Annotated in this window: 15 protein-coding genes and 1 pseudogene; 6 read left to right on the plus strand and 10 right to left on the minus strand. The window is 42.7% G+C overall.

Going from position 1 to position 17103, the window contains the following annotated elements:
• Positions 1-144 precede the first annotated feature (144 nt).
• Together ACFSCZ_RS14650 and ACFSCZ_RS14655 are read right to left on the minus strand one after the other, a co-directional pair.
• On the minus strand, positions 145-459 hold the full coding sequence (locus ACFSCZ_RS14650; RefSeq protein ID WP_380774843.1) for a transposase: 315 nt from the start codon (positions 457-459) through the stop codon (positions 145-147).
• Positions 460-527: 68 nt separating this feature from the next.
• Entirely contained in the window at positions 528-1619 is a 1092-nt protein-coding gene (locus ACFSCZ_RS14655; RefSeq protein WP_380774844.1) for a DUF4236 domain-containing protein, read from the minus strand.
• A 144-nt stretch (positions 1620-1763) separates the two neighbouring features.
• Here ACFSCZ_RS14655 and ACFSCZ_RS14660 point away from each other — a divergent pair, with 144 nt between their 5' ends.
• Positions 1764-1895, plus strand: coding sequence for a YfhE family protein (locus ACFSCZ_RS14660; protein ID WP_380774845.1), 132 nt, complete (start codon positions 1764-1766; stop codon positions 1893-1895).
• A 177-nt stretch (positions 1896-2072) separates the two neighbouring features.
• On the opposite strand, the gene ACFSCZ_RS14665 is transcribed toward ACFSCZ_RS14660, so the two are convergent.
• Both ACFSCZ_RS14665 and ACFSCZ_RS14670 read right to left on the minus strand, forming a co-directional pair.
• Complete coding sequence (locus ACFSCZ_RS14665; RefSeq protein WP_380774846.1) at positions 2073-2531, minus strand: OsmC family protein; 459 nt, start codon at positions 2529-2531, stop codon at positions 2073-2075.
• A gap of 12 nt (positions 2532-2543) precedes the next feature.
• Positions 2544-4151, minus strand: a complete 1608-nt coding sequence (locus ACFSCZ_RS14670) for a sodium:solute symporter family protein (RefSeq protein ID WP_380774847.1) — start codon at positions 4149-4151, stop codon at positions 2544-2546.
• A gap of 661 nt (positions 4152-4812) precedes the next feature.
• Here ACFSCZ_RS14670 and ACFSCZ_RS14675 point away from each other — a divergent pair.
• Entirely contained in the window at positions 4813-5208 is a 396-nt protein-coding gene (locus ACFSCZ_RS14675; RefSeq protein ID WP_380774848.1) for a DUF1259 domain-containing protein, read from the plus strand.
• 503 nt (positions 5209-5711) lie between these two features.
• Here the strand turns inward: ACFSCZ_RS14675 and ACFSCZ_RS14680 are convergent.
• The 5 genes from ACFSCZ_RS14680 to ACFSCZ_RS14700 all read right to left on the minus strand — a co-directional run bounded on the left by ACFSCZ_RS14680 (position 5712) and on the right by ACFSCZ_RS14700 (position 10002).
• On the minus strand, positions 5712-6281 hold the full coding sequence (locus ACFSCZ_RS14680; protein WP_380774849.1) for a hypothetical protein: 570 nt from the start codon (positions 6279-6281) through the stop codon (positions 5712-5714).
• A 94-nt stretch (positions 6282-6375) separates the two neighbouring features.
• Entirely contained in the window at positions 6376-7800 is a 1425-nt protein-coding gene (locus ACFSCZ_RS14685) for a PQQ-dependent sugar dehydrogenase (protein WP_380774850.1), read from the minus strand.
• 247 nt (positions 7801-8047) lie between these two features.
• Positions 8048-8959, minus strand: coding sequence for a VOC family protein (locus tag ACFSCZ_RS14690; RefSeq protein WP_380774851.1), 912 nt, complete (start codon positions 8957-8959; stop codon positions 8048-8050).
• 19 nt (positions 8960-8978) lie between these two features.
• A complete protein-coding gene (locus ACFSCZ_RS14695) occupies positions 8979-9494 on the minus strand; it encodes an SRPBCC domain-containing protein (RefSeq protein WP_380774852.1) in 516 nt (171 codons plus the stop codon).
• 181 nt (positions 9495-9675) lie between these two features.
• Positions 9676-10002: an ArsR/SmtB family transcription factor gene (locus ACFSCZ_RS14700; RefSeq protein WP_380774856.1), complete on the minus strand. Its 327-nt coding sequence runs from the start codon at positions 10000-10002 to the stop codon at positions 9676-9678.
• A gap of 490 nt (positions 10003-10492) precedes the next feature.
• Here ACFSCZ_RS14700 and ACFSCZ_RS14705 point away from each other — a divergent pair, with 490 nt between their 5' ends.
• Entirely contained in the window at positions 10493-11485 is a 993-nt protein-coding gene (locus ACFSCZ_RS14705; protein ID WP_380774857.1) for an NADPH:quinone oxidoreductase family protein, read from the plus strand.
• A 269-nt stretch (positions 11486-11754) separates the two neighbouring features.
• On the opposite strand, the gene ACFSCZ_RS14710 is transcribed toward ACFSCZ_RS14705, so the two are convergent.
• A complete protein-coding gene (locus tag ACFSCZ_RS14710) occupies positions 11755-11979 on the minus strand; it encodes a hypothetical protein (RefSeq protein WP_380774858.1) in 225 nt (74 codons plus the stop codon).
• 53 nt (positions 11980-12032) lie between these two features.
• Between ACFSCZ_RS14710 and ACFSCZ_RS14715 the strand changes: the two genes are divergently transcribed.
• From ACFSCZ_RS14715 to ACFSCZ_RS14725, 3 genes and pseudogenes are all read left to right on the plus strand, one after another.
• Positions 12033-13955: an ABC transporter ATP-binding protein gene (locus tag ACFSCZ_RS14715; RefSeq protein WP_380774859.1), complete on the plus strand. Its 1923-nt coding sequence runs from the start codon at positions 12033-12035 to the stop codon at positions 13953-13955.
• A 4-nt stretch (positions 13956-13959) separates the two neighbouring features.
• Positions 13960-14814: a serine/threonine-protein kinase gene (locus ACFSCZ_RS14720; protein ID WP_380774861.1), complete on the plus strand. Its 855-nt coding sequence runs from the start codon at positions 13960-13962 to the stop codon at positions 14812-14814.
• A 613-nt stretch (positions 14815-15427) separates the two neighbouring features.
• Positions 15428-16176, plus strand: a pseudogene (locus ACFSCZ_RS14725) (SDR family NAD(P)-dependent oxidoreductase).
• Positions 16177-17103 lie beyond the last annotated feature (927 nt).

Genomic DNA, 17103 nt, shown 5'->3' on the forward strand with positions numbered 1-17103 from the left:
GAAGTGCTTGATTCTCACGGGAGGCCAGTTTTTTGGGCCGTTTCAAATAGGCATAGTAACCACTCGTGGATACCTGGAGGACTTTACAAAGAAGGATAACGGGATAGTCCTTTCTCAAAGCCGTGACTGCTTCAAATTTCTTGCTTATTCGCTCTCTTTGAGAAAGGCCTGGAACTTTTTTAAGATCTCAATCTCTGTTTCTTTTTCTTTGAGTCTTTTCTTTAATTCACGGTTCTCTTTAGCAACCCCTGAAGTGGCAGGCTGCCTGACGGAACGAGAAGATGCAAGTCCCGCTTCGCCGTCTTTCTTATAGGCGTTTAACCAGTTATAAACTGTGTCCCGGTGCACACCCAGCTGTTTCGCAGCCGAAGCGACCGGTGTTCCGTTCTCAAGTACATCCAGGACGGTTTTTAGTTTAGTTTCGACACTATGGTGGCTGTTTCTTTGTTTTGACATCATTCACTTACCTCCGGGAAAATTGCGTTATGTCGTATTTCAGTATAAACCATGTGTCCATTATAAGGGGGTCAACCACTGTCACTTGTCGAAAAATCTACTTTTTCAACCGGCTTAAACCCCTGGGTCTTTAAAAATTTCATATGATGCGGGAAGTTTTCCAGTGCATCGGATGGGTCGATCCGGTCAAAGTTTAATGGATGTAATGTCTTCACATCTATAGAAGCGGATAATATCACAGTTTCCTCCTCATGACCTGTTGACGTATTCAATACGTCTTCCACCGCATGGACGACTACCCGCTCCACTGGAAGCAGCGCCGCCATATCGCGGGCAATCCGGATGACACAGCTGCACACATAATCCTGTTTCAATGCAAAATAAGCGGTTTTGGTCAGGTTCTTCCTTGAAACCTTTCCTGTCTTAGTCAAGGAAAGAGAATAATCCGGAATAATATCCGGCTTCACTTTGAATTCCACTTCCAATGTTTCACTGTCGTTTGCCCCAAATTCAAATTCACCTCCAAATTCCAGCAGATCATCCAACGGATTCATTTCATAAATCACTTGAAAATAGGTATCGATGTCTCCTTGTAAAATGAGGTTCGCCAGCTCATGCAGGTTTTTCCAATGATCGTATTCTTCCTGATCCCGCTTTCTGGCCTCCTTTACAGCTGCCTCCAGAGTTGCCCGCCTTTTCTCTCCTTTGGACGGCAGCAGCTTTTCAATGAATCCGGGGGAATAGTTTTCCAGTTCCTGTCTGGCCCGCTGTTCGTTCGGCCCGGGTCCCGGCGGCCGAAACGGAGCAGGCGCCTCCTGAAGCTGCTTCCAATCCACCTTCTCATCTGCATCCTGATGAATATGAGTCAGCTTGTCAATCAGCTGTTCATATTCATGAACGATAGCGTGGTTGTCTTCTAATTGCTGCATTTTTTGCTGCTGTGCAATGTTATTTGCCTGCCTTAAATTTTTTCTTTTTCCGGATGAGGAGGTCGAATAGGAAATTCCCGTTCCCGGAAGACCAACCGTACTCGTTCTCCTGCCGCTCGTATGAATGCTGTGCCGCAGCCCTTTTGTACCAAAACTTAAGCTTGCACCGGATTTTCCCACATTTACGCGAACGCCTTTAGCTATTTTAAAACTTTTTCTGACCCGCAATCCCATGCTGTCCCTTCACCCCATTTTCTATTGTCTGTATGTTCTTTTTATTTTAACATAGACCCTTTAAAGCCGAAGTTTAATAGACACTTTCGTGGGTATATATAAAGAATAGATTGAACATCTTTTCATAGAAAGGAAGTCTGATGAATGGCCAAATCACAATATCAGCCGGCCCGAAACCTGCAGTTGTCCGATGCACAGGAAGTACACTATAACAAGGAATATAAAAAGGCGGACAAAGCATTCAAAAGACACCAAAAACAAATGAACGATCAGTAATCACCTGATAGATAGGGTCCTGCATCCGCAGGGCTTTTTTTCGGAAGCGAGATCCTCAATAAGAAAATCCGTCAGCCCATGGTTCCCAATCATAATCGTACATCTCTATGTATGGAAACCTCACCTGCCCCTGCAAACAAAAAAACAAGTGAATCGATTTCACTTGAAATGGTCGTGTTATTTCATGGTCCAGTTCAACTGGATTTCCACACCGGCGTTTTTTAATAAATTATAGACCGGACAGCGCTCTGTCACAATTTCCATTAACTCCTCTAATCTTTCTTCAGACTCTTTTGAATAAAAAATAATTTCATTTTCTACCGTTTGATAATACGGAGATACATCTGCTGTACCCATCAGTCCCCGGCGGTCAACAGTGGCTGTTGAAAAGATCTCAATATCTTCATATTGAAAGGAACATTCATTTGCAACTAATTCAATCACAACGAGTAAGCATCCATTGAAGGATCCAAGCACATATTCCAACGGTGTAGGTGCTTCATTATCCCCGCCTATTTTTTTAGGCTCATCAACGATAAACTGAAATCCTCTGACAAAATGTTCTGTTTGTAGATTTCCCTTCCAATCTGTATGAACCTTGATTTTCCTTAAATGAGTAGTTTTCGCTGCTAACATGCGTCCTCCCCCTTATATGACTTTTTGAATCGATTCAGCAGCTTTCTTTAATTTAATAAAGTTCATGCAGGCAACAAATAGACCCGAGGTAATGAGCATGGCCACCAAGCCGAGTACGCCATTTTTGTACAAAAAATCAATTGAAGAAACCATATAGATCATCAAAGCAAAAGAGAATACAAAGGTGTAAAAACCAATGCTTCTAACGGACCCCTTCCATTCCCAATTGCCCATGTTCCCAATCAAACTGGCGATAACTATCGTAATCATGTTAACCATCATCCCGATCCACACCGGATGAATATTCAAGAAAAACTCATTTACAGACCATCCACTCAGGTGATACCACAGCAGTCCTGAAAATGAACCTGTAAAGAGAGAAATAAAAGCAGCATGCCTTGTCACTGCCGGCCAGAAAAGTGCTGCAATCACCGGTGCAAAAGTTGCTGAGTTTCTAGTTACCCAGGCAAGGACATTCCACCAGGCGGATTGTTCGGAACGTAAAAGCGCGAATCCCACCATTAAGACGGTTAAAATCAATAAAGACCATTTCGTATAGCGGACTAGCTGAAGCTCATTTGCTCTTGGATTCACAGCCTTGCCTACATCGCGCCCCAGACTGGTTGCGCCGGAAAACTGGCATGGTGCTCCCCAGCTGAGTGCTGCAGCCCAAAATCCAAGGAAAAAGAGTCCAACCAAAGGGGCAGGAAGAATGTCCATTAAATAAAGGGGAACTGCGACGAGTCCGCGTGTTTCATCCGGAACAACATGGGCAGCAGCCAACCCAAAAATGACAGCCCCGATAATTAAAGGGATCCCAAGTACCGACGCATAAATTAACCCATTGCGCCCCTGACTGGGTGTCTTACAGGATAAGGCCATTTGGAAAGCAGCCTGTGCAAGAATGACATTAAATAAAAATGTACCAAACCATGCAAGGATCGTTTGGATACCGGCACCATCCGGAGAGGCCATTTCCGGCCTTTCCGCAAATAAAACTTTTATTCCATCTATGCCGGGATTCAGCAGAAAGGCATATACACCAATGGCCAACATGATGAAGAATACAATGACGTTGCTTAACTGAGTAAAACCGATGGACCACATGCCGCCGAATTGTAAATACACCAGCAATAATATGGCCGTTAACACGACAGACCAAATGAGAGAAATTCCGGTAAACACTGAAAGTGCCGAGGCAAAAGCAAGGGCAGTCGCCACGGACCACATCGGAAATGTAAAGGCGGTAATGGCACCGGAAACCGCCCGGACTTTCTCCCCATAGCGATCCCCCAATAGCCCCGAGATGGTCACCAATGATTTTTTTCTGAAAGGTGCGATAAAAACAAGGGCTATGATAAGGACATGAATCGTTTCGGCAACTCCATACCAGATGGCTGATATGCCCGTGAGATAACTGAGTTCAAGAATAGCAATATAAGAAGATCCGGAAAAAAGCCCTGTAATACAAACTGTAACAAACAGAGTGTTAAATCCCCTCCCGCCAACAAAAAAACCACTTCCATCAGATGCTTTCTTTTTTGCAATCCGGCTTACAGTAATGAGGAAAGCCGTATACACCAATGCAAAGCCAATAAACCAATACCCGACTGTTGTCATGTTCTTTCCTCCACTCCACCACTAAAAATCAACCTGTTTAATAGATCGTTTTAGTGTGAATAAAAAAATTGACAGCCCAAACACCATTCATTTTTGTACTTGGGGGGATCAACAAATAGGTCCTTCCCTATTGAAAATAAGGGTAATTTTTCCAATCTGAGAATTGTTTCTTCATCATATGGATGAATGCTGATAAGGTGACTTCAAATCAGTCGAAAAACTCCCGCTAATTCGGCTGCCTTGCGGCAGGCTCATTATCTTCCATATTGGAATTTTACTTTTCAATGAGGTAGATGCCATGGACTTTGTTGGACCCTATGAAGTGTTCAACCTGTCAACGTGCATGCATTTCTGCCGGAATCGATATGTCTCTTATGTGGTTAGCAAACTCTTCAATGAGGAAGCCGGAATTCGAACAGCCAGGACGATCGAATACCATAAGAGTCTATAAACAATCCAATGAAATCTATTAAATTAGCCCTTGCCGTCAGACAGCAAGGGCTAAAACTATGTAAATGGATCTTATTGCTCACCAATAAATAGGTAAGCGATCAGGCGTGCCAGCTGCATGTACATCTATTTTTTCTCTATAGTTTCTCAACTATACAAGCTCTCTGTCCCTTGCATAGTATATTAGTAAATTTCGAAAGGAGGGAGATTCGTGTCTAAAACGTGTCAAAAATTAGCAAATATTATCGGCGGAGAAGTGATCACCGCTGCACCCGTATGCGTTGTACAACGTCTTAGAAATATTAATGCCAGCATTTTAGGAAGAAAAACCCGCTCACCCCTGGCATTACCTTTTGCTCTGTCTTTTGAGAACAATGTAGGAGGAAAAACATTAAACCTTGGGGAAACGGTTATTCTTCAAAAGGAAATCAACCCGTTTTTGACTGCCTTAAGAAAGCGCGGACTCATTGTAACAGCGGTACACAACCACTGGCTGTTTGACGAGCCGCGATTAATGTACATGCACTGGGAAAACGTGGGCAATCCTTTCAAATTTGCCAGAGACAGCTATGAAGCTGCAGTAGAAGCAGGCCTATTTAAGAAATAATAAAGATACAGGGAAACCTAAATAGTAATCAAAAGATCGTCCGTGACTTACTCATTCAAGTAGCAGAGCCTGGATTCAAAGACTTTAGTCTGAAAAGGACAGCTCTCCCCGCAGAAAAAATACACCCTCTTATCAAATTGTCCATTTTTTAAACTCATATATTCCATGTCTATTGTCTTTCCCCCTCCAAGAAAATGAACATGAATATGGACGCATTTATTGTAACCCCGTCTTCATACGAGGACGGGGCTATTCGCAATTTGCTTTTCTATGAATGAACCATTGTATGATTACTTATACATTGCCTTGTGCTGCAAATCATTCGTGCCCATTGAAATACGAAAGACAGCCGTATAGAGGGGCGGAAAGACCGACCGCCGTATCCTCGATAAAGCAAAGCTTTCCTTCGTGCAATATAGCGATCCTGATGCATTCCTGATCCATGGCTTCGGCGGTACAACTTTAGATTCAAAAATGGATGCTTTTTAGCATCTAAAATAAAGCTATCTGCCTTTCGCTATGATTTGAACCAATCTCCTGAAAATCAACCTGCTTGCTTCCGTCCATCCCCAGCTATATATAAAAGAAAAAATGTAAATAAAGCCTATCACCCTAAAGGATACAGTCGTACCGGCAAATGGCCCCAATACAGGGAATTGAACAATATATAGGATGAAACAAATTCCGGCCAGCAACACTAAAGACGTAAAAACGATGATGCCGATTCTTCTTTTTATCAGCAGAAATGACATCCCGATACCTAATCCTACAAGCCCGGTTGTAAATGTAAACACAAAAAATTCTCCGGGTTGAATGAAAAAGAGTAATAAAATGGTTAACATGTAACTTTGAAGACCGAACGGAATAGATATCATTGTACAAATCAAAATAGGAGCAGAAGCAAACGGACTAATCAAATATCCCACACCCGGCAGAAGGTTTCCCGCAGATTGTAAGATGGCTGCAAGAGCCGAAAGCAAGGCAGTGAATACAAGTTTTTTAGAATAAGAAAATGACTTTGCATACTGGTGAAGCTTGTATGGTTCATCGGATAACAGGCTAAACCAATACATAATGGTCTCCTTCTTTACTCTACATTTACATAGGTCCCAAAACGACAGTTCTGTTACGACGATTGTTCTCCATCGACTCCACTAGTCCCCAGCGCTATAAGTCTGGAACAATTTCAAAAACCGTGCCCAGGTTCAAGTCCGTCACTCTCATAGAGCCATAAACCCCTAAATAGTGCCTGGTTTGATTCCTATTCGTTCCTAAGCTGACGTAATAAGCGGGTTGAGACCCAAAATCGTGGTCCGTTTCGATCACGCCAAAATCATTTGACTGCCCAGCTGTTCTCATCCCGGTATAAGCTAAAACCCCTCTGGCCGCCCGTTGAGATTCACCTTTCCTGGCCAGATCCGTAAATATCACTCTTCCGGTTAAAGCGGGAATGGCGTGACCCATATAAGGCTGTACTCCTGTAAGCGCCGTTCCTCCAAACTTATCAGGTCGGGGATCTTTATGAAAATAAGTGGTTAAGGGCTGCAGGCGTCTCGCTGAATTCGTTACTGCCTCCTCGTAAAATGCAATGGCCGTCTCATCCAAAGTCTGGTTTGCAGAGCAGTCCCTGATGATTGACGTTGGAAATGCCCCTTCCCACCCTCGCCAGCCAAAGTTTATCAATCCTGGTTGATCGAGTTGAGATTCTTGAATCAGTCGGGAAACCGGTGCGGGTTTATAATTAACGAATGAAAAAATCGACTCTGCCAAATCCTGGCCGACATTGCCCACATATTTGATATATTGATGATTTACCCTTTGAAATGAAATGCCTGGTACATTCCGCACCCCTTTGGCTATGACCGTAAGTGTTTCCTGAATAGTTACGGGAAGTTCATTAAAACGGGTAACAACAGGGGGATGATTGACAAATACATTCTTATCTGCATCGATTTCAATAATTTTTCCGGCAATCTCCATGTTATCCTGGCTTAAATTAAAAGGATCATAACCTGATCCGCCATCTCCGGTTGTTAAAACAAGTTTTCCTGTTTCAGGTGAAAAGTTTAAGCTATTGACACCATTATGATTAAAAAAGGGCCTTCTCAATTGAAGCAATGTTCGTCTCTTTTGAGTTTGGCCATTTGTTAGCAGCATCCATTCTTCCACTGTATCAATGTGATCATATTGAGTTTCTCTATTGGTCCACTTGAGATGTAAAGTATCGGGGTCGCACGGATTGGGCTTAAAATTTTCAGGAAGAGCACCAGGGCCTTGTGTTCCAGCCAGTGAATAATGCAAATAAAATAGACCGTTATAGGTAAACCAGGGATGAAACGCAAGTCCCAGTAATCCACGTTCATCATAGCCCCCGCCGGAAACCCCCGGTTCAAAAGTACCCAGTTTGATTATTTGCGGTCGAATATCTAAAAAAAGCCTGATAACCTCGTCCCTGATATAAAAGATTTCGCCGATCTGGGTTGCAATAAATAGACTTTCCATGGAATCACCGGGAAGGATTGCTGTTTTTATTACCGTGGGTAAATTGATTCGCCCTGCGACGGGCCTTAGCCGAACTTTGACATTTGTCAATGACCTTTACACTCCCCAAATAGTTTTCTTAATAAAATATGATGAGATCAGTTCTATTAGTACCCTGCAGGTCCGGGGAGTCTATTAGGACTTGCACCATGATCCGCACGAAAATGCTACATTAAAGAGTCCGGCCGTTCATTCTTCAATAAAAGAATTTTTAACGTCTGTGACCGGGAAGATACAAAAAAAGCTGGCACTTACCAGCTTTAACATGATGGTGATTTAATTCAGAGCAGCCAAATGATTACCTGCCCCGATAGGCTTCTCGTAATTTTTCTATGTCAAATTTTTTCATTTTAAGAAATGCCCTTGTTAATCGATCCATTTGTTCGTTCGTCGCATTTGTCATCATGTCTTCCATCACTTTTGGCCAGATTTGCCAGGATACACCATACTGATCTTTCAACCAGCCACATTGCTCTGCCTTCGGATCAGCAGAAAGTTTTTCCCAGCGGTCATCAATCTCATCCTGGTTGTCACACCGGACTAAAAGTGAAACAGCTTCATTGAAGTTAAAGTCATGTGAATGCCCACTGTCCATTGCGGTAAACCATTGATTCTCCAGCATAAAATCTGTAAACATCATTGTCCCTTCCTTGTCTGGTTCCATCCCGGCAGGGTAACGAGCGATGTGACCTCGTCCGGTATCGTTAAAAACAGAAAGATAAAAGTCACTGGCTTCTTCTGCTTTACCGTACACGTCTTGAACAAACATGAGGGAAGGTATAATAAATGGACGTTCCTCACCTTCCGGGTTCGTGAGGATCAGCTGCCATGACAGACCAAACTGATCCTGTATCCATCCGTAGCGTTTACTGAACGGATACTCTTGAAGCGGCATCAGTGCCCTCCCATTCTGGGACAGTTTTTCCCAAAGCTGATTTAAATGTTCCTCCGCTTCCTCATCTCTGGATGGATCAAAATTGACTAAAAAAGAAATCGAGGGATTAAACTGAAAATGCGGCCCTCCATTGATGGCCATCAATGAATAGCCGGCGAGATGAAAAGAAACTATATCGCTGTCCCCAGATGGTGTGTTGCGGATCGTTGTGTGATTGGTAATTGTTGAATCAGGAAAGATAGATGTATAAAATTGCGCGGCCTCTTGCGCTTCCTGATTAAACCATAAATGGGGAACAATTTTTTGCTTTGTCATTGATTTCCCACCTTATGATTTATTTAACCTCTTTCAAATGTTCTTCCAGGCGGTTCCAAGTTTCGGTGATGCCTTCCAACATACCCATATCCAAAACTGTTTTGAGTGCTTCTGCTGACACGTATTCAGAACGGTTCACCAGTTTTGTCTTGCCGCCGAGATCGATAAAATCCAGCGTAATCGCAGATGCCGGCATATTTTCATCAATTTGGCCATCTGCATCCGAGAAGTAATCCGTGTAAGCAATCAACTCCGGTTCGATGATATCTTTGTAAACAGCTTTTCCACAAGATTCCATTCCATAGTATTCTCCTTGATTCCGGTCCATACATTTCATACAGTAAAGCCATGTACCGCCCGGACGGAAATCAATGCGGCAAACCGGAAGTTCCCAGCCAGCAGGCCCCCACCAATGTTTGAGATGCTCAGGGTCTTTAAACATGTTGAACACAAGATCGCGCGGTGCGTCAAAAATACGCTCCAGTACTAGTACCTTATCGTTCTCCACTTTGGAGCTTAACTCGCTGATTGACATATGAACTCCTCCTTCAATTATATAATCTCTCTCCGCTTACCATTTACAGTTAAGTAAAGATCTTGATCACCAACATAGTTAATACGCTTATGGAAAAGATGACTGGATGTTTTTACTTCATCAGCCGCACTGCAACCTGTTGATCTGTGACAGGATTGTGATTGCTTTGCTTCCGCAATCATCAATTGAATGGTTTCTTTTCCTGTAAGACATTGAGATAATCGTCCAACCGATCCATCCGCGCTTCCCACATTTGACGGTAGGAGTCAAGCCACCTATCCAAATCTTTAAACGGTTCTGCCCTTAGCTTATATATTCGGCGATTAGCTATCGGCTGAACCTCGACAAGACCAGCTTCACTCAATACGCGAAGGTGCTTCGAAGTTTGGGGCTGGTTGAGCTTTAGTTTATCCGCAATTTCCCCCACCGAAAGCGGTTCTTCAAGTAGAAGCTCGACGATATCCAAACGGTTGGGTTCCGCAAGTGCACTGAATGTTTGCGCATTCATGTTGTATCAGCTCCTGCCATTGTATTTTACATAGATCGATAAGCGCATTTTTACTACATGAATCATACCACCTCCGAATCTTTCACTCTAGCTGTGCCACACCTTGTTGTTGAATCGATTATTCCATAAAAGGAATATTCCTGTCAATGTATATTTATTTTTTAAGAATGGGAACAATCTTGGAACCAAGGGATTACTGCAGGTATCCATGACATTGAACGATCAACTATTAACTAACCAGCTTTTGATTTATCCCCCATCAATCTTCATGGACCCTATAAATAGGCTTCCGTTTCATCTATTTTGGAAGTTTTTCCATTGAGTCCTAACCAGAACTGTCTGTAACTTTAGTCCATATGATTTAGCTTATGGTAAACTATATTCGTTCAGATATTTCTAAAATGATGATGGGATGACTTTGAACACCGACATGAAATGCAAAGTTTGCATCAATGAAGTCATTTTTAAAATCGCTGAAAGGGGCAATTCCATGACTGAACCATTCAAGGCCTTAGTCGTAAATAAAACAGATGATGACTTTTCTGTACAAGTTAACAATCTCCATTTCAATGATCTGCCTTCTGAAGGTGTTTTAATTCAAGTCAAGTATTCAGGTATCAACTATAAGGATGGATTAGCCAGTATTCCTGACGGAAAGATTGTGAGTTCTTACCCCATCATTCCCGGAATTGATCTTGCAGGAACAGTCATTTCTTCAAACGATTCCCGTTTCAAAGAAGGAGATCAGGTGATTGCAACGAGTTATGAAATCGGGGTATCCCATCATGGAGGATACAGTGAATATGCACGTATTCCCGGAGATTGGATTGTACCGTTACCCGATGGAATGACGCTAAAAGAAGCCATGATATTAGGTACCGCCGGTTTTACTGCTGCCCTTTCGATCCATAGTTTAGAAAATCACGGGTTAACTCCGGAAAAAGGTAAGATCCTTGTCACAGGGGCAACCGGTGGAGTAGGCAGCCTGGCCGTTTCCATGCTTGCAAAAAAAGGCTATGATGTTGCAGCCAGTACCGGAAAAAATGAAGAGCATGAGTATTTATATCAATTAGGTGCAAAAGAGGTTCTTTCGCGTGAAGATGTCAATAACGGGAAAATCAGGCCATTGGACAAACAGCTGTGGGCTGGAGCGATCGACCCTGTTGGCGGTGAAACCCTGGCAGCGATTTTATGCAAAATCCGTTACAACGGAGCGGTTGCAGTAAGCGGATTAACCGGCGGAACCCATGTTCCCACCACTGTATTTCCATTTATTTTACGAGGAGTTCATCTGCTGGGCATCGATTCTGTTTATTGTCCGATGGAAGTGCGTAAGGACGTCTGGCAGCGTATGGCCACGGACTTAAAGCCTGTCAACCTTTCAAATATTATTCAATCTGAAATTTCACTTGAAGAACTTCCGGAATATTTGCCAAAGATTTTAAAGGGACAGGCAAGAGGAAGGATGATCGTTCGAATCTAATAAATACTGATAGAGATTGGGAAATCATATACACGTTCAACGCAAAGAAAAATTAAAGGATGTGCCGTGCAAACTTTTATATTTTGCCGGAGCGTCCTTTTTTTCTATTCATTATACCGTTCCCCTGTAAAACGATCACTCTCTTAAAAACTGGCAATCTCGTTTTACTAACCGCAAGGTTTACTGGAGCTGTGCTTGATCAGCCTCTCTTGTAAAAAGCACGCCGCTTGCTGTGTGTGATTAAGGATTGACCCCTCATTCTATTTTTCTTATCTTCTATTCATTTGATTCTCATGGTTTTCTAATCTTTTACTCAGCGTATGGTAATCTTTGGGTGACATACTAAAAACAAGAAAGGAGGGAATAACAACATGACTTATTTTGATACGGCAGCCCCAGCTGTTTCCACAGAAGATTCCAGCGCGAGCTACAGCCATGATAGCCAAAGCAATAGCTTCAGCTACAGCTACAGTAACAGCGACTCTTAATTGCACGTTAGAGCGGCTCCTTTGAATAGGAGCCGTGTCTTCATTCAGGGGTGAGATGAATGGAAAAAAGAATACACCGAAAAATAGAGAAGGTCAAAGACCCGCTATTTATACAAAAGTTTAAGAAATTATGGAAGATAGATCATACCAAAGATAACCTTATTTCTGAGTCGCCACCGGTTCCGGTGAGGGATATCTTTCGCAAGTTCTGGCCATATGCCCGTTCTTACCGCTTATGGATTATTTTAAGCTTGCTGTGTATCGCACTCCAGCCAATGGTACAATCCGCAACCGTCTGGCTGATGCAGGTGTTTATCGATCATGTTTTAATTGCTGGGGTTTACACTCCTCTTTATTGGCTGATCCTTGCTTATTTAGGACTGACACTTCTTCGTGGAATACTTTTTTTCAGCGGAACCTATCTTTCTAATTGGGTAGGAGAAAACTTTATTCTCCATTTAAGAAGCAGCCTCTTTACACACTTACAGGGACTATCGCTATCTTTTTTTGAGGGGCGTAAATTGGGAGATATTATCTCAAGACTCTCTACTGATATTTCTTCGATTGAACGCCTGGTCATTACAGGTGCAACCTCAGCCATTTCCTATATTTTTCAGCTCATTGTCTTTATTGGCATGCTATTTTACATGCAGTGGACATTGGCTTTGGTTTCGTTAATCGTTGTTCCCCTTTTCTACGTGGTGACCCGTTTCTTCTCTCGCCGTATTAAGATGGCTTCCAGAGAGCGGGCTCGCAGAGAGGGAGCCATTCATGCCATATCTGAAGAGAGCTTTTCAAATATAGCTTTAATGCAGGCATATAATCAGCAGGATACAGAGAGAGAACGATTTGACCTGCAAAACCGGCGCAGCTTTAAGGCAAAAATGCTGAAAGTACGATTAAAAGCAGCATTTGCGCCAGTGATCAGTCTCATCGAAGTAGCAGGAACGCTTGTTGTGATGATCGCTGGAACCTGGCTGCTTGCCAGTGGCCAAATTACGGTAGGTACACTCATTGCCTTTATTTTACTTCTAGGAAAACTATACAGCCCTGTCCGCAAATTGAGCAGGTTGCTAAATACAATCTATTCCGCCTCAGCAAGTGCTGAAAGAGTCATTGAATTTATGGAGGAAAAGCCACAGGTCATGGAAGCCCCCTATGAACTGAACAATCCTGCAGGTCGTATAGAATTTGAAAATGTCTCTTTCACCTATCCGGGTAAATCCAAAAGCATACTATCCAATGTTTCCTTTTCTATTGAACCCGGTGAATCAACAGCACTTGTGGGAGCAAGCGGTGCAGGTAAATCCACCATTGTAAAATTGCTCATGCGCTTCTATGATCCGACTTCCGGCCGGATTCTTCTGGATGGGCATGTGCTCAAAGGATTAAAACTGGACTCCCTGCGCAAGAATGTGGCTGTACTTTTTCAAGAGTCGCTGATTTTTGACGGCACAGTAAAAGAAAATATCGCCTATGGCAAGCCGGGAGCGACAGATGAAGAGATAGTAAAAGCTGCGATCTTTGCTGATGCGCATCGGTTTATACAAGAATTGCCCAACGGCTATGACACACCCGTAGGACAAAAAGGAAGGAATTTATCAGGCGGACAGCAGCAGCGGCTGGCGATTGCGAGAGCTATGATACGAAATGCCTCTATTCTGATTCTTGATGAACCAACTGAAGGTCTGGATGCTAACTCTGAGCACAGAATCATGGATCCCATGAAACGCTTGATGGAGGATATGGCAACCCTCATTATCACACATAATTTAAGAAGTGCTGCAGTTGCAGATCGAATTTTGTATCTTGAAAATGGTAAAGTCATTGAAACCGGCACTCACGAAGAGTTGCTTATGCGAGGTGGAAAATATGCGGAACTCTATAAAGTACAACAAGGTAAAGTGAAACTTCTAGCCGCAGGCCCGGCAAAGATGGCAAGTATAGATGAAAAGCAGCAACAACATGAGAGGAGCTGGTAAAATCATGATGGGCCATACAATGAATACAGCAAATACAGAACCCCTCAAAAAGGGGGAGGTGCTCATCCCCGGCTATACAGTGATTCATCATATGAGACGCGGAAAAGACTGCGATGTTTATTACGTCTGGAGTGAGAAACGGCTTGCAGGTTGTATTGCCAAAACTATACAGCCTGAAGCACTGGAAAATGATGACGCAAGAAAAAGAATCGTCCATGAAGGCGAATATCTAACAAACCTTTCACATCCGAATCTGGTTCGCGGGTATGAAATCATCGCCGATCCTACGCCAGTTTTCATACAGGAGACAATAACAGGCGAAACATTATCACATTTGATCAGAAATCTTACAAAGCAGAACAAAGTACTTCCAGAAAGGCAGCTTGCGCACCTTGGCAGGCAGCTCTGCTCGGTGGTCCATTATCTCCATCTGAATAATCTTTTACATCTGGACATTAAACCTTCCAATATCATTTCACAGCCGCCTCTTGCAAAGCTGATCGATCTGAATCTGGCTGCGTCTCCCGGTGACATAAGAAAAGGAGTCGGCACAAAGCAATATATGTCCCCTGAACAGGCCAGCGGAGGTGTATTGACGACAGCAGCGGATGTATGGGGGATTGGATCGGTGCTTTTTTTTGCAGCAACTGGCAGACGACCGTTTCAAACTCTTGAAAATGGCAGATATGAGCAGCTTGAAAGATTTTCTGAACCCGTACAGACCTATCGGAAAATGGACGGATCTATGGCAAATATCATAGACCGCTGTCTTCAGTACGAAGCTGATCTTCGGCCAAATGTAAGTGAGATTCATGAATGTGTTAGTTCGTTTATTAAGAAGAGTGCTGGAAAAGAGTAACATCTTGTATTGGGGAGCCTGCTGATTCTGGCAGGGAATAAAGGTTCGACCATTCAGAAATATCCCCTTCAGTTGATGCCCACCAGCTTCACAATGTTTTAAAAGACGTGACAAGAATATACATTGCACTGTTTAGCTGCTTTCCTGTCCGTGATAGGCCATTTCATACGGACGAAACCTCCATGCAGGTTTCTCCGCTGTTGATGGCAGATGTTTTAAAAAGGAATCTTTCCTGAATGTACCACTCCCCCTTTTTTTTGCCTCGTATGCCCTCCATACAATAGCTATAGTCCTGGAAACTTTCCCCTTTAGATCAGTTAGTGAACCTTACCCAACAAATCAGAGCTTTGGAAGGGGCTTCCGCTGGCGGATTTCGCCAGACAATCCGGATTTCAGCATGAAGAATGACATGTCATATGACTTCATCCTCGTGAATATGCATAAACCCATGCTTATACTAGTGAAAAACGGGAATCATATAAATGAGCACCTGCTCTTGGAGAATTTTTCCGCAAGCTTTTTTCACCATTTTCTTCTTAATGTAACGTATCATTATAGATGAAGGAACTAAGATCTATGCCAGTGCAACTAAAAAATTTGGAGGCGATCATGAATGGCCAGACTAGAACATAAAGTAGCAATTGTGACAGGAAGCGGTTCCGGAATCGGAGCAGCCACAGCAAAACGCTTTGCAGTAGAAGGGGCAAAAGTCGTGCTGGCTGACATAGGCGAAGGCGGAGTGAAACAGGTAAAACAAGAAATTGAACAAGCTGGCGGTACAGCCGAATATATTGTCGGAGATATTTCCAAAGAAGAAGATGCGAAAAAATTAATGATTTTGCGGTTGAAAAATTTGGAAAACTGGACATCTTAGTCAATAATGCCGGTTATGCAGGACCCAGTGATCCAGCTGAGCAATTCAACTCGGAAGAATTTGATAAAATTTACAAAGTCAATGCTTACGGGACGTTTTATATGATCAAGCATGCCGTTACTCATATGAAGGAAAACAAAGGCGGAAGCATTGTGAATGTAGCTTCCAATAGTACATTAACACGAACTGATTATCCTGGATATGCAAGTTCCAAAGGTGCTGTGCGTACGATGTCTTATACGTTTGCCGGTATCCTTGCCAAGGATAAAATCCGTGTGAATACATTGATTCCCGGAACAACAAAAACCCCAATGGTGCAGAGCATTTTTGATGATGAAGAACTGGCGAAAAAGTATATCGAAACCATTCCGTTAGGTGAAGTGATTGAGCCGGAAGACCTCGCTAATGGTGCACTTTACCTCGCTTCGGATGAAGCCCGCCGGGTCACTGGTACAGAACTTGTTGTAGATGCAGGAATGTCATTATAAGAAATATGTAAACGAGAGTCTGGGAGTAGACTCTTGTTTTTTTATTATGTAAAGTTTAATCCTTTCATGAATCTCACAAAGGGTCATTGATTCTATTGGTATATTTGAAGGCAGAGACTGTAAAAAAGCTGATTACAGCCATAAGGATCTTTCATTTCCGTCCCTCTTTACCAGTGATTTCTACAAGACTTACCACTGCTGTCATAACATTTACCAAAAATAATTCCCCCTGCTTTTAGCAAGGATGATCCTTACACAGTCGCGATTCTGGAAGAATCAATGAATTCTATGACCGCTCCACTTAGCTTGTTAAACAAAAGCCTCCGTAACATTAACGAATGTAGTTCTAGTTCTGTATGAATGGTGCACGGTTATCTGCTTGCGGAGCTTCTTTCTCCAACCATTTCGATCTTCGGCGTACAATAAAAGGGAAGCGTATTTCAATCCTATACTTCCTTAGACTAGCAGCCATTGGCTGCATCGAATGAAAAGGTCCTGGCCAATCTGCCGAGACTTTTTTCTATTTTCACATTGTTTCTTTATCCCTTAACCTGATGCGTTAACTTCGGTACATATATCCCCTGTGATATAACATAATTATCCAATTTATTTGCAAAGTGTTTTTTAAAATTGGAAACAACGCTGACTTGATTTGGTATACAGAGCTGCATTTATTTTTAAAAGAATGGAATCATATTACATATATAACAATTTTAACAATGAAGGAGTTAATAAATGACGATTCCAGAATTAATCACTCGGCTTGCCATCGCCTTCATAACATTATTAATCTTAGCACGGTGTATTTTGCAAGAGAAAAATACACAATAGTGCAATCAAAAGTGCATAACTTTGCCAGCCTATTCCGTTAGTGATTCTGTCTTGATAACGCGTGAGTCATTCGGTAGCTTTCTCCAGTGAAACTTA

Source organism: Siminovitchia sediminis, assembly GCF_042680885.1.
Taxonomy (GTDB): Bacteria; Bacillota; Bacilli; order Bacillales; family Bacillaceae_C; genus Siminovitchia; species Siminovitchia sediminis.